16 protein-coding genes are annotated in these 19,500 nt (G+C 50.3%); 8 read left to right on the forward strand and 8 right to left on the reverse strand.

What is annotated here, in order from left to right; translation table 11 throughout:
- Window positions 1-48: 48 nt before the first annotated feature.
- The 8 genes from ACYX4K_RS05235 to ACYX4K_RS05270 all read left to right on the forward strand — a co-directional run bounded on the left by ACYX4K_RS05235 (window position 49) and on the right by ACYX4K_RS05270 (window position 9,950).
- Window positions 49-1,776 carry a hypothetical protein gene (locus ACYX4K_RS05235; protein WP_475093171.1) on the forward strand — a complete coding sequence of 576 codons (1,728 nt, stop codon included), beginning with the start codon at window positions 49-51 and terminating at the stop codon, window positions 1,774-1,776.
- A gap of 117 nt (window positions 1,777-1,893) precedes the next feature.
- Complete coding sequence (locus tag ACYX4K_RS05240; RefSeq protein ID WP_475093170.1) at window positions 1,894-2,724, forward strand: hypothetical protein; 831 nt, start codon at window positions 1,894-1,896, stop codon at window positions 2,722-2,724.
- A 153-nt stretch (window positions 2,725-2,877) separates the two neighbouring features.
- Window positions 2,878-4,386, forward strand: coding sequence for a LicD family protein (locus ACYX4K_RS05245; RefSeq protein ID WP_475093169.1), 1,509 nt, complete (start codon window positions 2,878-2,880; stop codon window positions 4,384-4,386).
- 22 nt (window positions 4,387-4,408) lie between these two features.
- Window positions 4,409-4,867 carry an FAD synthase family protein gene (locus ACYX4K_RS05250; protein WP_406827640.1) on the forward strand — a complete coding sequence of 153 codons (459 nt, stop codon included), beginning with the start codon at window positions 4,409-4,411 and terminating at the stop codon, window positions 4,865-4,867.
- An 80-nt stretch (window positions 4,868-4,947) separates the two neighbouring features.
- Window positions 4,948-6,459, forward strand: coding sequence for a LicD family protein (locus ACYX4K_RS05255; RefSeq protein ID WP_476178781.1), 1,512 nt, complete (start codon window positions 4,948-4,950; stop codon window positions 6,457-6,459).
- A gap of 79 nt (window positions 6,460-6,538) precedes the next feature.
- Window positions 6,539-7,216 (forward strand): glycosyltransferase family 32 protein, encoded by a 678-nt coding sequence (locus ACYX4K_RS05260; protein ID WP_475093167.1) that lies wholly within the window; start codon window positions 6,539-6,541, stop codon window positions 7,214-7,216.
- A gap of 203 nt (window positions 7,217-7,419) precedes the next feature.
- Window positions 7,420-8,634: an NAD-dependent epimerase/dehydratase family protein gene (locus ACYX4K_RS05265; protein ID WP_475093166.1), complete on the forward strand. Its 1,215-nt coding sequence runs from the start codon at window positions 7,420-7,422 to the stop codon at window positions 8,632-8,634.
- Between the two features lie 77 nt (window positions 8,635-8,711).
- Window positions 8,712-9,950: a hypothetical protein gene (locus tag ACYX4K_RS05270; protein WP_475093165.1), complete on the forward strand. Its 1,239-nt coding sequence runs from the start codon at window positions 8,712-8,714 to the stop codon at window positions 9,948-9,950.
- Window positions 9,951-10,003: 53 nt separating this feature from the next.
- On the opposite strand, the gene ACYX4K_RS05275 is transcribed toward ACYX4K_RS05270, so the two are convergent.
- The 8 genes from ACYX4K_RS05275 to ACYX4K_RS05310 form a co-directional block, all read right to left on the reverse strand.
- Window positions 10,004-10,948 (reverse strand): hypothetical protein, encoded by a 945-nt coding sequence (locus tag ACYX4K_RS05275; protein ID WP_475093164.1) that lies wholly within the window; start codon window positions 10,946-10,948, stop codon window positions 10,004-10,006.
- Between the two features lie 50 nt (window positions 10,949-10,998).
- Window positions 10,999-11,805 (reverse strand): glycosyltransferase family 2 protein, encoded by an 807-nt coding sequence (locus ACYX4K_RS05280; protein ID WP_475093163.1) that lies wholly within the window; start codon window positions 11,803-11,805, stop codon window positions 10,999-11,001.
- Between the two features lie 26 nt (window positions 11,806-11,831).
- Window positions 11,832-13,556 (reverse strand): BatD family protein, encoded by a 1,725-nt coding sequence (locus ACYX4K_RS05285; RefSeq protein WP_475093162.1) that lies wholly within the window; start codon window positions 13,554-13,556, stop codon window positions 11,832-11,834.
- A 5-nt stretch (window positions 13,557-13,561) separates the two neighbouring features.
- Window positions 13,562-15,445: a vWA domain-containing protein gene (locus ACYX4K_RS05290; protein ID WP_475093161.1), complete on the reverse strand. Its 1,884-nt coding sequence runs from the start codon at window positions 15,443-15,445 to the stop codon at window positions 13,562-13,564.
- On the reverse strand, window positions 15,442-16,491 hold the full coding sequence (locus ACYX4K_RS05295; RefSeq protein ID WP_475093160.1) for a vWA domain-containing protein: 1,050 nt from the start codon (window positions 16,489-16,491) through the stop codon (window positions 15,442-15,444). The genes ACYX4K_RS05290 and ACYX4K_RS05295 overlap by 4 nt, the downstream gene beginning before the upstream one ends.
- Window positions 16,484-17,053, reverse strand: coding sequence for a DUF4381 domain-containing protein (locus ACYX4K_RS05300; RefSeq protein WP_475093159.1), 570 nt, complete (start codon window positions 17,051-17,053; stop codon window positions 16,484-16,486). Before ACYX4K_RS05300 ends, ACYX4K_RS05295 begins: the two co-directional genes overlap by 8 nt.
- Before the next feature lie 14 nt (window positions 17,054-17,067).
- A complete protein-coding gene (locus tag ACYX4K_RS05305; RefSeq protein WP_475093158.1) occupies window positions 17,068-18,033 on the reverse strand; it encodes a DUF58 domain-containing protein in 966 nt (321 codons plus the stop codon).
- A gap of 210 nt (window positions 18,034-18,243) precedes the next feature.
- Window positions 18,244-19,203, reverse strand: coding sequence for an AAA family ATPase (locus ACYX4K_RS05310; protein WP_475093157.1), 960 nt, complete (start codon window positions 19,201-19,203; stop codon window positions 18,244-18,246).
- Between the last annotated feature and the right edge of the window lie 297 nt (window positions 19,204-19,500).

The following is a 19,500-nucleotide window of genomic DNA, read 5'->3' on the forward strand; positions in this document are numbered from 1 at the left end:
ACGTTGTTTTTAGCGTGTCCGGCACTAATAGAATGAGTTGTATTTTCTATGAAGAGTCTTATTAACAGCACAGCGGCACTTTTTGTTAGCCGTAGAAAGATTTGCCGGCAGTTTATCGTCGTAGCACCTGCTCGATTTTTCTCCGACGTTCTAGTGAGTTTTATAAAAAGCTTTCTTGAACTGTTCGTTTTTATTTTGCCGATTAAAATCGTTCTGATTTTGGCTGCGCCGCAGATGCCTGTAATGTTTGACAGGTTTGTGCCCGGAATCTCCCGGGCCGAATGGGCTGGGATTCTCACGGCCCTGATTGTGGTGCTCCATATTGTAGTGTTGATACAGGACTGGTATTTAAATCAATCGGCGGATAAATATGCGAGAAAATTTTCTTTTTTGCATAAAAAGGGGCGCTTTACGGGCAATGATTTTCTGATTTCGGCATACAACGGCATTGTAAGTGCAAGAGGAAGTACATTTCTGCTGTTGGCATTGAGCCTGGTAATCGGGTTTGTATATCTGGACTTCCTGGCATTTTTGGTGGCTGCGCTAGGCTTTGTGGTCGTGGCCGCTGCAGTGCTGGCTTCGGCATCCAGTAAATTTCGTGATGCTTTTCTTGATAGTCCGCCCACAATACTGGGTAGAGCCTCCAATCTGATTTTTATCGCTTGTTTTTGTTTTCTGGTCTATGCCTTCGTTCTCTCTGAGCGGCCACCGGAGTTTCTTCAAGGGGTCGTATCTATAATCCTGGGCAGAAGGCTGTTGGGAGCAGTGACTCAGAAAGCGAGTAATCTTGTCTGGTTTAGTAAGAAGAAAGCTGCAGTTCAGAAGCTGTTCTATCGTGGGCATGCAAAGTTACCGGGAGCGGGTAACAGTGGTGCCTTTATTGACAAAATGTCACAAGGGTCACTGGAAGAGTTTACTTCTGAAGCCTTGAGCGCGCTCGGGGTACAGGTGGGGTTAGACTCCACCTGTGAATGGGTCGAATCACCTTTTCCCTGGATGAGTCTTGTTCAATGTTGTTCTGGTGATGCAAATTTGTTGCTTAAGGTTTATGAAAGCAATAAGGCGAGAACAGCAAAAAACGAGCTGGAACTCTACCCCGATCTCGAGACCTTGGGGGTTATCCCGAAGTTCATTGGGGTAACCGAGGTGGGTGGCTATCAGGTCCACGCATTTGAGCTGGCCGCGGGCTGGAACTTTACTCGAGATCGGGACACGATCATCAGTGTACATTCTAGGCTTCAACTACTTACTTTTGACTCGGCGTTAGTTGAAGAGTACTGCTCGGTCCATCCCACGCTGACAGATCGGATTAACCCTGTCCTACTGTCACGACTTTCGCTTTTAGCCGATTCTGACGAAAAAATCAGGCTTGACTCTCTTGTTGAGCAGCTTCCAGCCATATCCGAAAGGATCAAGGTTTTACCTCTCAGTCTGGTGGTTCAAGACCCGGTTGTTAAACAGTTGACTCTTCATGAAGATGGCCGCGATTGCTTGTTGGGCCTGGGAGACTGGAAATTAGAGCCGCTCGGATTCCATCTATGGCCTTCAGACTCACCCGAGAAAATTGCTGAAAACATTATCTCAGCACACGCGGATTATGAAGAGGGTGATATAGCTGAGGCTGCCTTGGATATTCAGTTTTGCGGTTTGCTCGCAATGTTGGAGCGTCACTGTAGAGGCGGACGTTTACGTGAAGGAATCAAGGTTGTGAACCAGATCCTAGCGCTACTGGAGGCTCAGAGTGTGGGTAGCGAGGAATTGTTTACCTCAGCTTGAGCCCGGATCGGCCAATGCGACTCTTATGGTGCCGGTGGCTCGCCGTTTGCAAATTGTAGCGTTCTATTTACACCCGATACAAAGCCGGGTACAGAAGAATTGATGGACTGTGGTTTTATGCGTTTAGTTATTACTCATGGGCATATTTTCAAAAATGCCGGAACAACCTTCGATTGGGCTCTGCGGCGATATTTTGGCAGTGCATTCTGCGATCATCGCGACGACCAGCCAATGCGGCAGCGCGGAGTTGATTACCTTCAGGAGTTTTTGATCGGAAACCCGGAAGTCAAGGCCATTTCTTCACATCATATGTGCAACACATCAGGCTTACAGGGCATAAAGTCGGTACCTGTATTTTTTCTGCGTCATCCGTTACTACGAGTGCTCTCCGTATACAGTTTCGAGCGCAAGCAGAAATCTGATACGCCGGGTGCCGAAGCTGCAAAGAAATATGATTTGAAGGACTACATCAAGTGGCGTATGGAGCCAGATGTTGGACGGACGATTCGGGACTACCAAGTGGCATATCTTGCGTCAGAGTGCAAAATTCGGAATTCTCAAATTATCGGAATCAAGCACCTTGCCGCTGCGGCTAACAGGCTCAATGACGGATCACTGGTAGGCCTCGTAGAGGATTTTGATCGTTCTATGGCGCTGATTGAGTTAGAGCTCGGGAAGTATTTTCCAAATTTTGACTTAAGTTATGTGCGTCAGAATACGACGCGTTCCCTGCAGGCAGAGCAACGCAGCATTAATTATCTGGCCGGGGAAATTGGGGATGAGGTTTTTGACCTATTGGTTGAAAACAATAGTTTTGACCTGGCTCTATATCGTATGGCGAAAGAGTCTCTTGCCCAGAGAATCGCCAAAATTGAAGACTTTGCAGTACGCTTTGAAAATTATCGCAGTAGATGTGAGCAGCTGAGCCTCGGTAAAAAGCGCGCTTAGTCAATTTGCCCGAGTACAACGGCTACCGCGTATCTGGTTTGTCTGTGAGCCGGGTGCAGTAGGCTGGATGCTCTTATAAAATTTATTCGGACTACTTGCTGAAGGTCAGGTCTCTGTCGCGGAGATCTGCTACCGGGTGGGTTGAGACTATTTATGATTGCAAGATTTGTTCGTTCAATATTTGGTCAGCGACAGGAAGATTCGGCGAGGTCACGCTGGGACGAAAATTATTTGGGACCTGCTATATATGGCATAGACACTATGCCTTTCGAGGTTTATGTTGGGAAAAGAGTCTCAGAAGTAAAAATCGATCTTGCAGATACAAACCATCTTCACCTGGCAGATGTCCTTTTCAATATCCATAGTACGTGGGTTTCATTAAAGGATTATGACAGTCTGTCTTTTGAGCAAAGTTCTGCCGTTAAAAATGACAGAGTTTTCGATATCGCTTCGTTAGCGAATGGGACGAGTGCCTTTTTTTCTACCCGGATGGAAGAAAACCCGCATGTCATTGTGCGTTTTCCACATGACATTGAATTAGAGGCACTAAGGATTGTTAACCGACGAGATGGTCTTTGGCATCGGGCCCGAAACCTTCGGGTTTCTGTTTGCGCTGATGGACGATGGTATCCTATTTACGATGGCTCTGACCTCCAGTCTCGCCTAACGTGGTTGAAACGAACCGTTGAAAACCTTCCTGTTTCTGATTCACCTCCGGTTGATGTTTGTAATTTGCTTTCTGAGCTTCAGAATTGCATCTGCACTAGTCCGTTAACCATTGAATCCTGTTGTGGGATAGTCGAGAGGTTCGGGGCAGAGTATCAGTTTCCATCTAGTAGTATCGAATCGGTAGACTTCTTTAGTTCTAGTTTGGCCCGCTCCCTATCCAGTGTATTTAGCTTCTTCGAGTCGGGGCTAAGCTTTTTTGCGGCACGTTTTTCCATCAACATGCTGGTATGCCATGGTTATCGAAGAGATGCATTTAGACTGTACTCTATTGCCGCTCGTTCTTTATCTGAAGCCGAATTAAAATGCATTGAGGAAGATGTCGAAGTTATTGGGCACAAGAAGTATCAACACCCCTTAATCCCTGCGGCTCATACCTTTGCCCGTCCTTTGTCCAGTTATCCCCGCGAAACCTTACTTGATACTATTGATGCAGTTGTGAAGTGTCTGCATGATTCTGATAAGGCTTTGTTGCTTTGTTATGGAACGCTATTGGGTTTCTATCGAGATAATGACTTTATTGCCCACGATGATGACATTGACTTGCTGTGTATCACGAACGTAGGGCGGGAAGGATTACACGAAGTTGCAAAAGAAATTGTAGAAAATTTAAGCGAAGCTGGATTTCGGGCGCAAATAAACTTTAATAATCGCCGTGAAGGCTTACCGTTTATTCAAGTGTTTTCCAAGTTGCATAAAGTGCATCTGGATATTTTCTTGGCGTTCGAGTCCGGCGGAGAGCTATTGCTTCCGATGCGGAACGTTAACTATTCCAGTGTTCCCGCGTCCATATTGCAGCCTGTTGCAACCAAAGAGTTCTTTGGTCGGGAATACCAGGTACCTGCGGACATTGAGGGATTTTTGGTTGCGCGCTATGGGGTGAACTGGAATGTACCAGATAAGCACTTCCGCGCGAATGAGCATGGAAAGCGCTAAATCCAGTTTTGTGAGAGTTGATATGAGTAAAACAGTTATTACCTATGGCACATTTGATTTATTTCATGTTGGACATGTGAGATTGTTAAAGCGGTTGGCCAATTTGGGTGACCGGTTAGTGGTAGGATGCTCGACGGATCAGTTCAATGAACTGAAGGGTAAGCAGACTATTATGAGCTATGAGCAGCGGAAAGAAGTTCTTGATTCGTGTCGTTATGTGGATGGCGTGTTTCCGGAATCGAATTGGGAGCAAAAGCGAACGGACGTCATTAGAGAAAAGGCGGATATTTTCGCGATGGGGGATGACTGGGCTGGGAAGTTTGACGACCTTTCTGACATCGTAAATGTAATTTATTTGCCTCGAACCCAGGATATTTCCACCACGGAAATTAAAGAACTTGTGGCGTCAGTGAAACAAGACAAAAAGCAGGAGTTACTCAATGTCTGCGATCACTTGATTTCGCTGGCATCGCGATTGTAGCGAAACACAACTGAAAGTTTGTGTCTTGTGTATTTTAGAATTAATGATTTGGTAGGGGCTATATTTTGGGCGAGTTAATATTGCAGCAGGGGAAATGGGGGGGGGGCCGTTCCTTCCTGGTCGCTCCTAAACTCGAAATTGAAGTCCCCGGCCTTGATGTGTTTGCCTTTGTGTTGCCGGTAAATGCGCAACTAGATCATCTCATTATATCTCTTGAAGATGTAAACAACCTGCACTTGTCAGAAATTGACTTGAAAATCGAGGGGGAGTGGGTCTCGCTACGTGAAGGAATCGTGAGAGACTGTTCGCAGAGCTCCATCATGCGCAACGATCAGCGCTTTTCATTGGAAAGTTGGTTGAGTCGAAAGTCCGCATTTTTTTGTACAAAAAAAGAGTGCCAACCATGGGTGAACTTTTCTCTTGAGAAGACATACACAATAGAGGCGATTCGTCTACTCAATCGACGCGATGGCTTATGGGATAGGTCACGAAAAATACGGATTGACATAGGGGCTGAAGCCTCAGGCAGACAATGTATCTTTGATGGCTCGTCATCTGTCTCGGTATTATCCTTTTTACATTCAAGGCTCCAGCAGCTCGACGGAGAACTACTAAACCGATCACTGGGTGAACATGCCGGAATTACCTACAGAATTCTTGACCTCGCTCTACGGTCGCGATTTGGGTTCTGGTGTTTTTATCGATACCTCCCGCGGCTTATCGGACGAGTAGCTTCTCTCTTAGAGGCGTGCCTGGAACGTAATTTCGAAACGTATCAGCAAGGCTCGGAGGAGATCTGGAAACTTTGCTGGATCTGTATGCAATTGGTTGATAGGCCCAATCTCGCACTTCGCAAGGTGCTTATTTCGGCTCTTATTTTATCTGGAAAAGGGCGACACGCCTTTCGCTACTTCAAACATACGATCCGAGATTGGGGTGATGAAGAGGTGAGTGCTCTTGAGTCTATGGTTGCCCGCGTGGGCGAAAAGTTAGACGGCACACCACTGATTATTGGTGCCCACGATTTTAGTCGTTCGCTAAGAAGTTACCCCAAGGACATCTTGTTTGAAACGGTAATCGATGTGCTGGATGTGTGCCGCCTTAATGAGGACGTCTTTGCGTCAATGATCTGTTACGGAACACTATTGGGGCTCTATCGGGATGGCGACTTCATTGCGCATGATGATGATATTGATTTGCTGGCAGTTGTAGATAGCTGTCACTGGGGAGGTATCGAGCCGCTGTGTAACAGAATCAAAGTAGAGCTGCGCAGGCGAGGCTTGACCGTTCGAGAAACCAGTACAAACGATAGTTCTCGGACACCGCTACTTCAAATTTATTCCAAATCTCACCCAGTCAATGTCGATTTATTTTTTGGCTTTTTAGCCAGGGATCGAATTAAACTTCCGATGGCGAAAGTTCGCTACGCTGATATTCCCGCGAAGCTGCTACTTCCTGTCCAGAAGTGGCATTACGAACAGTACACTATGGACGCACCTGGAGATATTGAGGGCTTTCTTGAGTCAAGATATGGTGCTGGCTGGGTTTCGCCCGACCCTCTTTTTCGGGCGAACGAATATAAGAAAGGTTAACTCGAACTCTTGCTAGCTTTTGTACGAGGAAGCTAGGTGAGTTTTATAATCTGGTTTCAAAGGCTAAATGAACGTAATAGTGTTTCAACATGACATGTATCGCCGTATCGGGTTATTTCGGAAACGAGTCGATTACTATAGAGATTTATATGCGGGTAACGCTGACTTAAATTTACTAGCATTTGATGAGAAGAGAGCGAAAAAATTTATAGTTCGAGAATACGGTAATGCTTGGCTTCACGTCTATGAAAACTGTATTCCGTGGGCAATGAAGTCTGATATTTTCCGTGTTCTGGCTATTTATAGTTTGGGTGGCCTTTATATCGATTCGAAGTTTACCGTTAAGTGCGTTCCTAAATTTGTAAAAGAGGAGCCACAGAAGCTGCACATTTGCGAGTGGCATGATGGTGGAATTTTGAATGGTATTTTTTATGCGCCAAAGAAACACGCTTTGCTCGCTGATCTGATGGCCGATATATACTCAAATATAACTGGTCAAAATAGATCAAATTGTGTATTTAGCGCTACTGGTCCGGCAGTTTGGCGACGATTACTGTGTGACTTGCCCGAGGGGGTCAATGGTCCGTACACGGTAAAGCCTGGCTTAGTGGATTTAGTGTCCGTATTTACCAAGCGAGCATTTTTTAGGCATTATGGTGCTCATCTAGACGTCGAGAATACTCGTGGAACGAGCGAACATTGGTCGGTTTTTCAAAAATCGAACCCGATTTTTCGTGACGCGGATATAAGGAAATAAGCTGCATCGTTTTACTCTCAACGTAAGTGTGAGTCCTCTTGCGCTTGAGGTTATCCTGTCATTTACCACTCCTTTCATGCGCCTGTAACCTTTTAATCATATTTCCGTAACCTTATCAAAATATGATTGCCTAAATTTCAAGGGTTTGACTCTTCACCGTAACGTTTTAACGAAGCGCTAGTGGTGCTAACTAGGTGGTCTGTATGAAAAAGGTATTGGTTCTCGGTGGCGACGGATTCTGTGGCTGGCCTACTGCACTTCACCTGTCCGAGCATGGGCATGAAGTGCTTATCGTTGATAATTTATCTCGCAGAAATATCGACAACGAGCTGGGTGTCACATCTTTGACACCTATTTCTTCTATGGAGCAGCGTCTTTCTGCCTGGAAGGAGGTTAGCGGGAGAAATATTCGATTTGTGAACATCGACATCGCTACAGAATATCGGGAACTGCTGGATCTAATTCTGGCGTTTGAGCCGAGCACGATTGTCCATTTTGCAGAGCAGCGTGCTGCGCCATATTCAATGAAGTCGGCCAAGCACAAGATATACACTGTAAGCAATAATTTAAATGCCACCCACAATGTGTTGGCAGCGATTGTGGAGAGTGCTTTAGATATCCACCTTGTTCATCTGGGAACTATGGGTGTCTATGGATATGGTAGCGCGGGTATGAAAATCCCTGAGGGCTACTTGAATGTCAAAATCCCGAAAGATTCTGGTGATGTCATAGATCAGGAGATCCTGTATCCGGTAAACCCCGGAAGTATCTATCACATGACCAAAACGCAGGATCAACTCTTTTTCGCATACTATAACAAAAACGATAATCTCCGAATTACCGATCTTCATCAGGGTATTGTTTGGGGAACTAACACTGCGGAAACCAATCGTGATGAGCGACTTGTTAACCGCTTTGACTATGATGGGGATTACGGAACGGTATTGAACCGTTTCGTTGTACAGGCAGCTGTCGGTTTCCCCCTTACTGTGCATGGTACAGGTGGGCAAACTCGGGCATTTATTCATATCCAGGATACTGTGCGCTGTATTCGGCTTGCTGTAGAGAACGAGCCTGAGACTAATGAGCGCGTCCGAATCTTTAATCAGATGACGGAAACACATAAAGTCAGGGACTTGGCCAATTTGGTTTCTGATTTATCCGGTGTTGAAATCAATTATATGAGCAACCCTAGAAACGAAGCGCCAGAAAATGACCTTCACGTATCGAATGACTGCTTTCTGGCTATGGGGCTAAAGCCGATACTTTTGTCTGAAGGGTTGTTGGCGGAAGTAAACGATGTCGCCAAGAAGTACGAGCACCGCTGTGATCGTTCTAAGATTCCATGTGTTTCTTATTGGACGAATGCGCAAAAGAATAATGCAGTTACTGCCGAGACTGTGCTGCAACCGGCTTGATGCATCGGGGGGAGGGGCTATTCAGTCCCCCGCCAATCGATTGATTGACTAGGCATTATACCGAGGTTCATTTCCTGATGAATTGCTCCACTGAAGAATTTTTGGCGAAATTGGCTAACTCCGACACACCTCGGCAGCTCGTCGACGAAATTGGAGCCTCATTTACATCGAGTGAAGAACGGTTGTACTATTTTGTCGAAGCTTCCGATATGGCGCTCCGAAAGGGACAGCAGCAGTTTGGTATGTTGCTCAACTTGTTTTGCACATTCTTGGTGGGCAGAGGCGATATCGATTCCGCACACTCGATTATTTTCAGATATCAAGACTCTAATTTAGCTGTTATCCCGATTAACCAGTCACAAATCATGTTTCGCAGAGGGAACATTGATTCCGCTATTGAATTTGCCAGAAAGATTAATATTAAGTGTAATTGGTCTGCATCTGTAGCCGCCAACTTGTTGCTGACGTATCACGACTGGGCTTATTTAGGGGAAACCCTTGGAAAAATAGAGAAGCATGCGCGTCCGGACGTTTTTCGTGAAATTTTGAACAAGTTTCAAATTTTCACACGGCACAATGTCGTTGATGGGTTTAACGCATCTGTCCCTATTTTCTGTATCAACCTTGATCGCGATGAGCATCGCTTTATTGGACTGGAGAAGCTATACGGGAAAACCCTGTGTAAAACACAGAGACTCCCGGGAGTACTCGGAAGTTCAGTCCCAATGTTGATGCGAAAATCCGTATTCCGAACACAGCTTCCGCCAAACTCCATCGGCTGCTGGACATCCCAAATTCGCGCACTAGAGCGTGTAGTGGAGTCCGGCGAAGACTACGGCCTTATTATCGAGGATGACGGATTGCCAGGGTTTCAATTCAGCTTTTCGAGATTGCTGGAGGTTGCGCCAAAAGATTTTGACATTTGCTTTCTGAATGATCGCTCCATTCCTGGATGGTGGCTAGACTCTAATCGAAAGCTAGACCTACTCAACGTTAATGAAGTGTACAGCGACGTGGCGGAAAGTGTGAGAGCTATCGGTGCTGATGGGTATCTGGTGTCACGTGCTGGTGCTGAGAAAATTTTGGAAGATTTGGCTCGGAACGGCGCGGCAAAGCACTACGATTGGCAGATATACTCATACGGAATTGGTAGTATCTCGCCTGATGATGATCGTCATGTTAGCAAGATAATTAGAAGTACTCGTCAGATCTCGTCTACTGATCTGCGCCTAAATTCGTATGTTTCTACAATTCCTTTTGTTGTGCACCGACCTATGGGATTTAATGCCCGAATCCACTTTAGAGCGAATGCTTAATGTGTAACGTAAAACAAGAATTTGATGTGTCTGTCTGTATTTTTCGTTATAAGTCACTTGTTATCTATTAGCTCGGAAAGTACAACCTTCATTTGGTGCAGCTCGGATTTGCTTAATTTGTAGCTACGCGCTGGCGTTTCGGCTTCATAGTGGAAAAGCTCTTTTTCAGAAAAGTATCGCTGTGCAACCTCTGAATCGCGTCTTCTATTTCGCGTTATCAACCATTTAGAGATTAAGTGCGGAGTTTGCACGCGCTCGGAAGGAAACTCCTTGTTTAACAGCGGCAGAGTCATATATAGGCGGTGCTGGCAATATTTTAGGGCTTCGCCTGTTCTGTTTAAATGCAATTTAAACTGCAATACTTTTTGATTTAGTGAGGGGTTGGTGGTGGACTTTGCAAGTCTTGGTATTTTCTCTATATCAATACTGAGTCCATGGGTTAGGAAGTCGGCGCGAATGTCATTGTTTGTAAGGAGCTCGCGCTGAAATCGTCGAACAATTAACCTACCTGGAAACTGTTTCTCCCAGCGCTGTAGGAATCGACGATAATTTACCGAGTAACTGGTAAGAAAGTAGCGTCTTATTGAGCCCTTATAATTGCTCGCGTGAATCCACTGTGTGTATGCGGATGCTAAATAATCGACATGATTACGGAGGTAAACGACGACTTTTGTATCATGCTTTCGAAAAAGATTTCTTATGAGCTGTGGGTGACAGTTCTGAAATGCTTCCGAGCTCAAGATAGGTGTGAACTGATCGTTATCAAATAGTTCCTCGTTCAAGGCCGCTGGGAGGCTTGCCCCTGTTAGTGGGCTGATAAATCCCGTAAATCGACCTGCATTTGGCTCGGCGATTTTATGATGCCCGCGACCTTTCCGTGCTTCCTTGGGGTAGTAGTAACCAAACTCTTTGAGCACGTTTGTATTTTCTATAAGCCAATTTTGTATTGCGCTGCTACCAGTTTTGTGGCGCCCAATATGGAGTATCAGTTTTTGCATTATTCTGTGTATTCTGTATCCAGTCTCATCCGGATTGCTATCTAGCCGGGTTACTTTGAATTCGCGAGTGTAAAGCGAATCGCACTGGTTACATGGTATACCAGTTGTTTCGTTGGTAAGCCTCTGCTTTTCCGGTTGCCAATATGAGTGGCTTGTACACATGGTATGTAATATGTGGGTTGCTTTGCTAATCCTGCTCTACGGCAGATGTCGGCATCCTCATAGTACATGAAGTATTTTTCATCAAAACCTTGGATTTCCTCGTATGTACTAGCCCGAAAGCACAGGTATGCACCAGAGGCCCAGTCGGTTACCTCGTTTCCATGTTTAATTCGCTTTTCTACGTTACTTTTCTTGCTGTTAAAAAAGTATCTATAAGCAATATCTTTCAGAGTGGGAAATGAGCGGATGTTATCGTCTGGTGTTCCATCAGGTTTTAGTAAGTTGGGAGCTGCGACAGTATATTGGTTTGCATTCATAATCTCTGACAGTTGGATAATGTCAGCTGCCGAAGTAATAATGTCTGGGTTAATGCAGAAAAAATAATCATCTTCCTTGAGGCCTAAATTTTCTTTCGCGTGACGATAGATTTTATTGTTGTTCGCTCCGAACCCTTGCTGTGTAGTATTTTCAATTAGCGGGAGGTTATATTTATCGCAGTACTTCAATAATGCAGTGTCAGGGACGTTGCTAAGAATGATTGGGAAAATCTTTTCCGAAGATTTCCTCCACCTATGTGGGCGAAGGTCTTCTGCGACATTGAGCGCGTGTCGGTGAGATACAATAGCCACAAAAGTCCGGGGAGTTTCTGTCGTGGTCGCTGCCGTTGTAAGATTAGAATGATTGTCTGTTTTCATCAAATTGGTTTGTATCGGTCTATTCCCTAGTTTCCCGCAAAAAGCTTGGGCAGGGCATTATCATGGGGCTCTGGGTGCTGGGCGGAGCTTTCTTCAATTAATCTCTGAACGAGTATTTGAACTAGCTGTCGATTAATGGGCTTTGCTGGGTTTTGATAAAGCGCATCATTAATTTCCTTTTCTAGTTTTTTCAACTCTGCAAAGTACTTTGGTGGGTGGTTGGTGTATTTCCGATTATCTGTAGCTACTTCCTTCTTCCAGCTAGCCAGCGCAGCTTGCAGTTCTTTTGCTGAGCCTGATTGGGCTGCGCTATATAAATCGTGACCTGAGTGAATAGCAGGTGCTTTTGGCTCGTCAGTAAATTTATTTTGGTGTGGTCGTCTTGATATATACAGGTATAAGATCCAGAACAAGTGGGATGCAATTGCCGCAATAGCTACTTTCTGCCAAAACCCTGGTTCCACTTCTTTTACGCTGGCGCTTTGATTAGTGGGGGGCGTGAGGTTACCGGGCGCGGCAGTATTTGCTATCGGAGTCCCAGAAACATTAAATCGAAATGCCGGCAACTGTGTAGCCCGCTGACGCCCGGTTTTTGTATCCCACCAGGTGATTGTGACAGCCGGTAGCTGATAGCTCCCCGGCTTGGTTGCGACGATGGCTGTCGTTTCTATGCGACTACCAGTAATACCCGTAACACTCGGTTGATCCTCCTGCTGCGGCTGATCCGGGTAGGTTTTCAGGCCCTCGATATTAAGCTTTTGCAGAGGGGGTAATTGGGCGGCTCTCAGCCCCTCCGCACGCAAGGTAATAATCCGTGTAATCGGCTCCCCGACCTTGAACTCTTCCGGGTCCTTGGACCAGCTTTGGACCAGCCCGAGGCTGGCCGCCGGCAGCCAGTGACTACCACTGTAACTGTCCGGTTTCGGCTCTACCTGTACGGTTTTCGCTTCCGAGCGCAGGCGAACCCGTTGTGCGTTGCGGTTAAACAGGGAGAAGGGGTCTCTTCGGCCGGTGACGGCGACGTAGTTGAGCGCGGGGATTTGCAGTTCGCCAGAGCTTTCCGGGAATACCGCATAGGTCAGTTCATAGACGGCATGGCCCACGCCTTTGATTCTGCGCTCGAAGCGTTGCTCATCCACCTTTTCCACGTGGGCACCGGGTATCTGCAGCGGGTCGGTGGCGATGTCGTGCAGGCCAACCGTGGTGTAGAGGCGGACTTTTACCAGGAGCTGTTCTTGTACGTACAGTTTGTCCTTGTCCAGTTCGACTTCCAGAAATGCTTTGCGATTGTCGCTGCTGGGTGTCTGGCCGGCTTTGTTGACGGTGATGGGGATGGCATCGGAGACCTGGCCGTGCAGGTGCAGGGAAGGGACGAAGAGTTTCCCTTCCTTCAGTGGGGCGAGGATCAGGGTCCACTCGACGAAGCTCTCTGCACGGCCATTGATGACGCGATACTGGTTGGACTGCTGGCGGGAGAGGACTTCGAAGTCCTGTTCCAGCAGGTTGAAGTCTGGCTGGCCGCCGCTTTGGCTACCGCTATAACGCAATGTCAGGTTCAAGGTCTCGTTGATAGCGAGTTCGTTGCGGTCTACGGACGCGGTCAGGTCCTGGGCGCTGGTTGACAGCGTGACCAACAGGAGGAGTGGCAGCAGGACCAGATAGGCGAGCCGGGCGGATCGTGGGGTTTTCGCGCGTGCGCGCGGTTCGCCTGCAGGCAGACTCCTGCGGGTGGGAAAGGAGTAGTTATCCACTTGGCTTACCATCTTTGGGTGGCTCCGTTTTCCGGGGGCTGCCATTCGCCGGCGCGATAGGCGCGACGGCGTTGCAGGCTTTCATATTTGAATTTTTCTCGCATCAGACCGGCGGGATCATCAGGGATCTGCCGTAACCATTGGTCCAGTGCCTGCTGGGTTTCCGGGTCCAGTTCGCTTTGGGACTCTTGTGGCTGGGCGTTGGCCTGTTGTTCGGACTCTTCGCCGTCCTGGTTTTGCTGCTGGCTATCCGCCTGCTGTTCCTGTTGTTCTTGATCGGATTGGTCTTGCTCGCCCTGGTTAGCGTCTTGTTGCTGGTCCTCTTCACCTGCCTGCTGCTGGTTTTGGGATTGTTGCTCTTGTGAGGACTGATCGGAATCGCTCTGCTGCTGATCCTGCTGCGATTGATTCGACGATTGCTGATCCTGCTGCCGGTTTTGCTGCTGATCCTGATCCGGTTGCTGATCGCCCTGTTGGGATTGCTGGTCTTGTTGCTGCTGCTGTTGCAGTTTTTTCAGCTTTTCGGCGATTTTTTTGTTGTGGTGCGCGTCGGCGAACTCGGGGTTTTGCTGGATAGCCCGGTCAAAGGCTTCGATCGCCTGATCAAACTGGCCTTGCTGGGTGAGGCTGTTGCCGAGATTGTAGAGACCCTGTGGGTCAGCGCTTTCGGCGAAGCTTTTCGCGGCTCCTTCGAATTCACCCGCGCGGTATTGCGCGGTGCCGCGCCATTGGGAGTTTTCAAAAATTTCGGCTGCAGCTTGAGGATCGCCTTGCTGCAGAAGTTCCTCCGCCTGCTGGTTTGGCGTTTGCCAAAGGTTGCTGGCTTCCTGTGCGCCGGCATCCGGGGTTGCCAGCAGTGCCATTAATGGGAGGCTGAGTGGCAGGGTGCAGGCGAGGGTGCCTCGGCGGAACAGGAATAGGGCGAAGGGTAGTATCAGCAATACCAGCCACGGGCCTTCTTCATTCCACTGGTCGAACTCCCGCTCGGTGAGCTCCGCCTGTTGCGGCGAAGCGTTGTCCGGCAGTACTCGGGCAATATCGCTGTCATCCACGGTGATCTGGGCAAACTTGCCGCCGGTGCTATTGGCCAGGCGTTGTAGTTCGCGGCGATCGAAGTTGGCAATGATGATCGAGCCGCTGTCATCAGTAATAAAACCACTTCCCGTATTTTTCGGGATTGGGCTGCCTTCCCCGCTGCCTACCGCAAGGATGGAAAGGGTCGCGTTACTGTTGTCCATTTCTTTTTTGATGGTCCCCACGGCAGCTTTCGCAATACCGTCGGTAACGGCGAGCAAGCGCCCCTGACCACCGGCACCGTCTTTCAATAGTCGCAAACCTTCCTGTACGGCCATTTCAATATTGCTGCCCGGAACTGGCATGATCCTTGGTGACAGGGAAGGTACCAGGTTGGCGATCGTGGCCGTGTCATCGGTAAGCGGCGTGACGATATGGGCTTCTCCCGCATAGGCTACCAGTGCCGTCAGCCCGTCTTTACGCTGATTGAGAATATCGAGGATTTTCAGGCGTGCTCGGGTCAACCGGTTGGGTGACAGGTCCGTGGCCATCATGGACGGTGACAGGTCCAGCAGAATAACTACTGCGTCCTGATTGCTGTACACCGGTGTCGGCAACTTGCGCCAGGCCGGCCCGGCGAGGGCCACAATAGCGCAGGTTAGCAGTGCGAAGATCAGTGTAAATAACCAGGGACGTTTTTCACCACCTTTCAGCAGCAGATGCGGGAGGAGGTCGGGGTCGATGATTTTTTGCAGCCGGCCACTGGCAAACACCGTGCGAGCCAGCGCCCAGCAAAGCAGTGCCGCGGGCAGGATCAGCAGAAGGGTGCCCGGCCGCAGGAAATGGAACTGATGGAGGTCGGCGAGGAAGTTCACGCGGGCTGGCCCCCGTTCTGCTTGTCGCCGTTTCTGCTATTGCGCAGTTGCAGCTCTGACACTCCAGATGCAATCAGGGGCAGGGCGGCCCAGAGGAGGGAAAGCAATAGCGCGATACCCAGTGGCCAGACATACAGGGACTTCAGTGGGCGGTAGGTTTCCGCTTCCTGTTCCACGGGTTCCAGTCGATCGAGTTCCTGGTAAATCTGCACCAGTTCCTGGGGGTTGTGTGCGCGGAAATACTTACCGCCGGTCTCGTCGGCAATGGCCTGCAGGGTGTCGCTGTCGAGATCCCGGGACGGATTAACCCGGCGCGCGCCAAAGCGGGAACCGAGCAGCCCCGGCTGCACCATTTCGTCGGCACCGACGCCGATGGTATATACGCGCACGCCGGCCTGTTTGGCCAGCTCGGCGGCTTTCAGTGGGGCGACTTCACCGGCGGTGTTGGCGCCGTCGGTCAGCAAAATCAGTACGCGCTGATCTGCTGGCCGTTGGGTAAGGCGCTTTACAGAGAGACCGATAGCGTCGCCAATCGCGGTTCCCTGACCGGCAAAGCCGATCTGCGCTTCATTGAGCAGGGTATCGACGGTTTGCCGATCGAAAGTCAGTGGTGCCTGCAAATAGGCGCGGGTCCCGAAAAGCACCAGGCCGAGTCGATCGCCCTTGCGGCGCAGTACAAAATCCCCCACCACATTTTTTACCGCGGTAATACGCATGGCAGGATTACTGTTCAGAATCATGTCCGGGGTTTCCATGCTTCCGGATATGTCCACGGCGATCAGCAAATCGCGGGCGCTGGTGGTCTGGGTAATGGGCTCTCCATACCACTGGGGGCGGGCGGCGGCACAAAGCAGCAATACCCAGAGTAGCCAGAGCATCAACAGGTTCCAGCGGTTACCCGCGGCGCCGCCATTTTTTTCGGGCAACTGCTGGTAATAAGGCACTTTAAGGGCGCTGCTCAGTGGTTCACTTTTGGGCAGCAGCTTGCGGGCAAGGAGAGGCAGCGGCAGTAGCAGAAATGCCCAGGGCAGTCCGAACTCAAACATGCTCGACCTCGGGGTTCTTATGCGAATCGTTCGGTTTTCCCAGGTTCTCTTGCCGCTGGTGATTGTGCATCCACTCCTCGGCGTATGTACGCAGTGTATTCAGGCTGTGAGCATCGGGGTCTTTCGCGCTGTACAGGCTCTCCAGAATGGCTCGGCGCGCGGCTTCCGGCATCGAAGTGTCGGCGGTGGACTGCAAAAAGCGAATCCATTGCTCGCCGGTAAGTGGACTGCATCGGGCGCGACCAAAGGTGACCACCGCCACACGCTTGAGCAAAACGTTGATCGCCTCGACAGCGCGAGGCTGCTGCAAATCGAGATCTTTTAACAGGCGAACACCTTCAATTCGGTACTGCTTTTTCTGACGCTGGCGGCGCCAATAAAAAAACAGCCAGACAGCGGCAAATACCAGGGCGGTTAATGTGCCCGCGAGTATCCACCAGCCCGGGGCCAGTGGCCACCAGCCAATAGGGGCTGGCTCGTGAATATCCTTGAGCTGTTCCAGCAACTGCTGCATCTCTGGTGTCAGTTGCGGCTGCTGGGGTGGTGCGGCCTGTTTGACCAAGGATCCCGCCGATCTCACGCGTGCCTCCGGCCCGGGGAGGGTTGTCGGTCGCCATAGGTGGCGAGCAAGCGCGGTACGACCGGCCGGGTATTATCAAAGTCCAGCAGTGGCAGGCGCAGCCGGCGACACAGTTGCGCGGCGTTTTCCCGAACCTCTTGCTGGTGACGGGCGAAAAACTGGCGTAACCCCTGGTTTCCCTTTCCTAAAAAGGTGCGCTGCTGACCATCGCTGATGGTGACGGCCTGTTGCGGAAGCTCCTGTTCCAACGGATCGGTTACCCGCAGTACCTGGAGGTCCGCATGTCGGGTGAGTGAGTACAGGGCCTGCTCACAATTTTGGTCGAGATCGTGGCAGTCGCTGATCAGGAATACGGCGCTGCCCGGACGGGCAACTCGGCGAGCTTCTTCTAACAGCGTGGATAATGCCTGGGAACCATTGGCGGGGATTGGGCTGCTCAGTGCGGTCGCCGATTCGACCATTCCGTGAATGGCTGCGAGCACTGCGTGGTGGCTGCGCCGCGGGCGCACTGTGTTGACGTCGTTGTCGTCGAATATCAGTGCGCCGATGCGGTCGCCGTGCTGTAGACCCGCCCAGCTAAGGGCGGCAGCGATGCTGCAGGCCGCCACAGATTTGAATGCATTCTGACTGCCAAAGAACATGGGCGAGCGCAGGTCCAGCAAAATTACCACCGGGCGCTCGCGTTCCTCCTGAAACAGTTTGGTATGCGTTTTCCCCGTGCGTGCGGTTACCCGCCAGTCGATGGAGCGGACGTCGTCACCCGGCTGGTAGTAGCGAACTTCTTCGAAGTTCATGCCGCGCCCGCGGTAGCGGGTAAGCAGGTTGCCCGCCTGGTCGCTGCGGTTGACCCGGGGCTTGAACAGGCGCAACTGCCGGGCGATATGGCGCAGACGCACCAGCGGTGCCACCTCGGGGTAGGCGCCTTTCAGTTCAAGCTCGTTGTGGTTCAGTGCTTCAACCACTTGGGTTCCTGTTTGCTTCTTTCATTGGGTGTGTTGGCATTTGCCCCTGTTTCTTCTGAATGTCGGATCAGGTCCGGCATGACGCTGCATTTTCGTCATCCCGGGCTTGACCCGGGATCCAGCGGGTTTGTTCTTTCAGCGGGCACGAATTGCGCTCGAACCCCGCGTTCACTGGATGCCGGATCAGGTCCGGCATGACGATGTTTACGCCTAAATCGCTGGGACCAGTTGCAGCAGGCGACGGATGACACGGTCGGCGTTGGCGCCGGCAGCCTCGGCTTCGAAGCTCAGTAGCAGGCGGTGGCGCAGTACATCCGGGGCAATTGCCATGACATCGTCCGGGGTGACGTAATCGCGCCCGGAAAGCCAGGCATAAGCGCGGGCGCAGCGGTCCAGTGCGATGGTGGCCCGGGGGCTGGCGCCGAAATCGAGCCAACTGGCGAGTTCACTGTCGTAGCGCTGGGGCTCGCGCGTGGCGATGACCAGCTGCACGATATAGGTTTCCACGGCCTCGACCATGGTCAGGTCGAGTATCTCCCGGCGTGCGGCGAACAGGGTTTCTTGGCTGATGATATTTTCCGGCTTGCCTTCACCGTGGCTGGCTTCCGCGCGGGCCAGTTTCAGAATCTTGGTTTCTGCTTCCGCATTCGGGTAGCTGAGATTGACCTGCATCAGGAAGCGGTCGAGCTGCGCCTCCGGCAGGGGGTAGGTTCCCTCCTGCTCGATGGGGTTCTGGGTGGCCATCACCAGGAACAGCTCCGGCAGGGAATAGGTTTTGCGTCCCACACTGATCTGCCGTTCTGCCATGGCTTCCAGCAGCGCCGACTGTACCTTGGCCGGCGCCCGGTTGATTTCGTCCGCAAGGATCAGGTTATGAAACACGGGTCCTGGCTGGAAATGGAATTCACCGGTTTCCGGGCGGTAGATGTCCGTGCCGGTGATATCCGACGGCAACAGGTCCGGGGTGAACTGCACCCGATGAAAGTCGCCCTCGATGGCATCTGCCAGGGTTTTGATCGCTTTTGTCTTGGCCAAGCCCGGCGCACCCTCAACCAGAAGGTGCCCATCGGCCAACAATCCTATGAGAATCCGATTGACCAAAGTCTCCTGGCCAATAATCTGCTGCTCCAGCCAATCACCCAGAATTTTTATCTGCTGGCGTGTGTCCATATCGTCACTTCTTTTGCCGATTTCCTGTTTCAATACGCTGCCGCGGAGCGGTGGCTATCTATGCTTTTTGAGGTGCCCTCTTATATATAGCCACTTGTCCGAAGTCTGCGGGCAGGTCGATTTTAGCGGCAGTTGGCTGAGAGGCAAATGCCGCAGGGATTACCCGCAATCAAAGGCGGAAGAGTAGACAATTATTCTGTCGTTTTGTTCTACCTTGTAAGCGCGTGGCAGTGAATTGGCGCTTGTAAGGGTGAAGTGCGCGACAGGTGTGATCAGGCGGGCAGAGCCAGGCACCCG

It is taken from the genome of Microbulbifer sp. ABF4_107 (assembly GCF_056312215.1).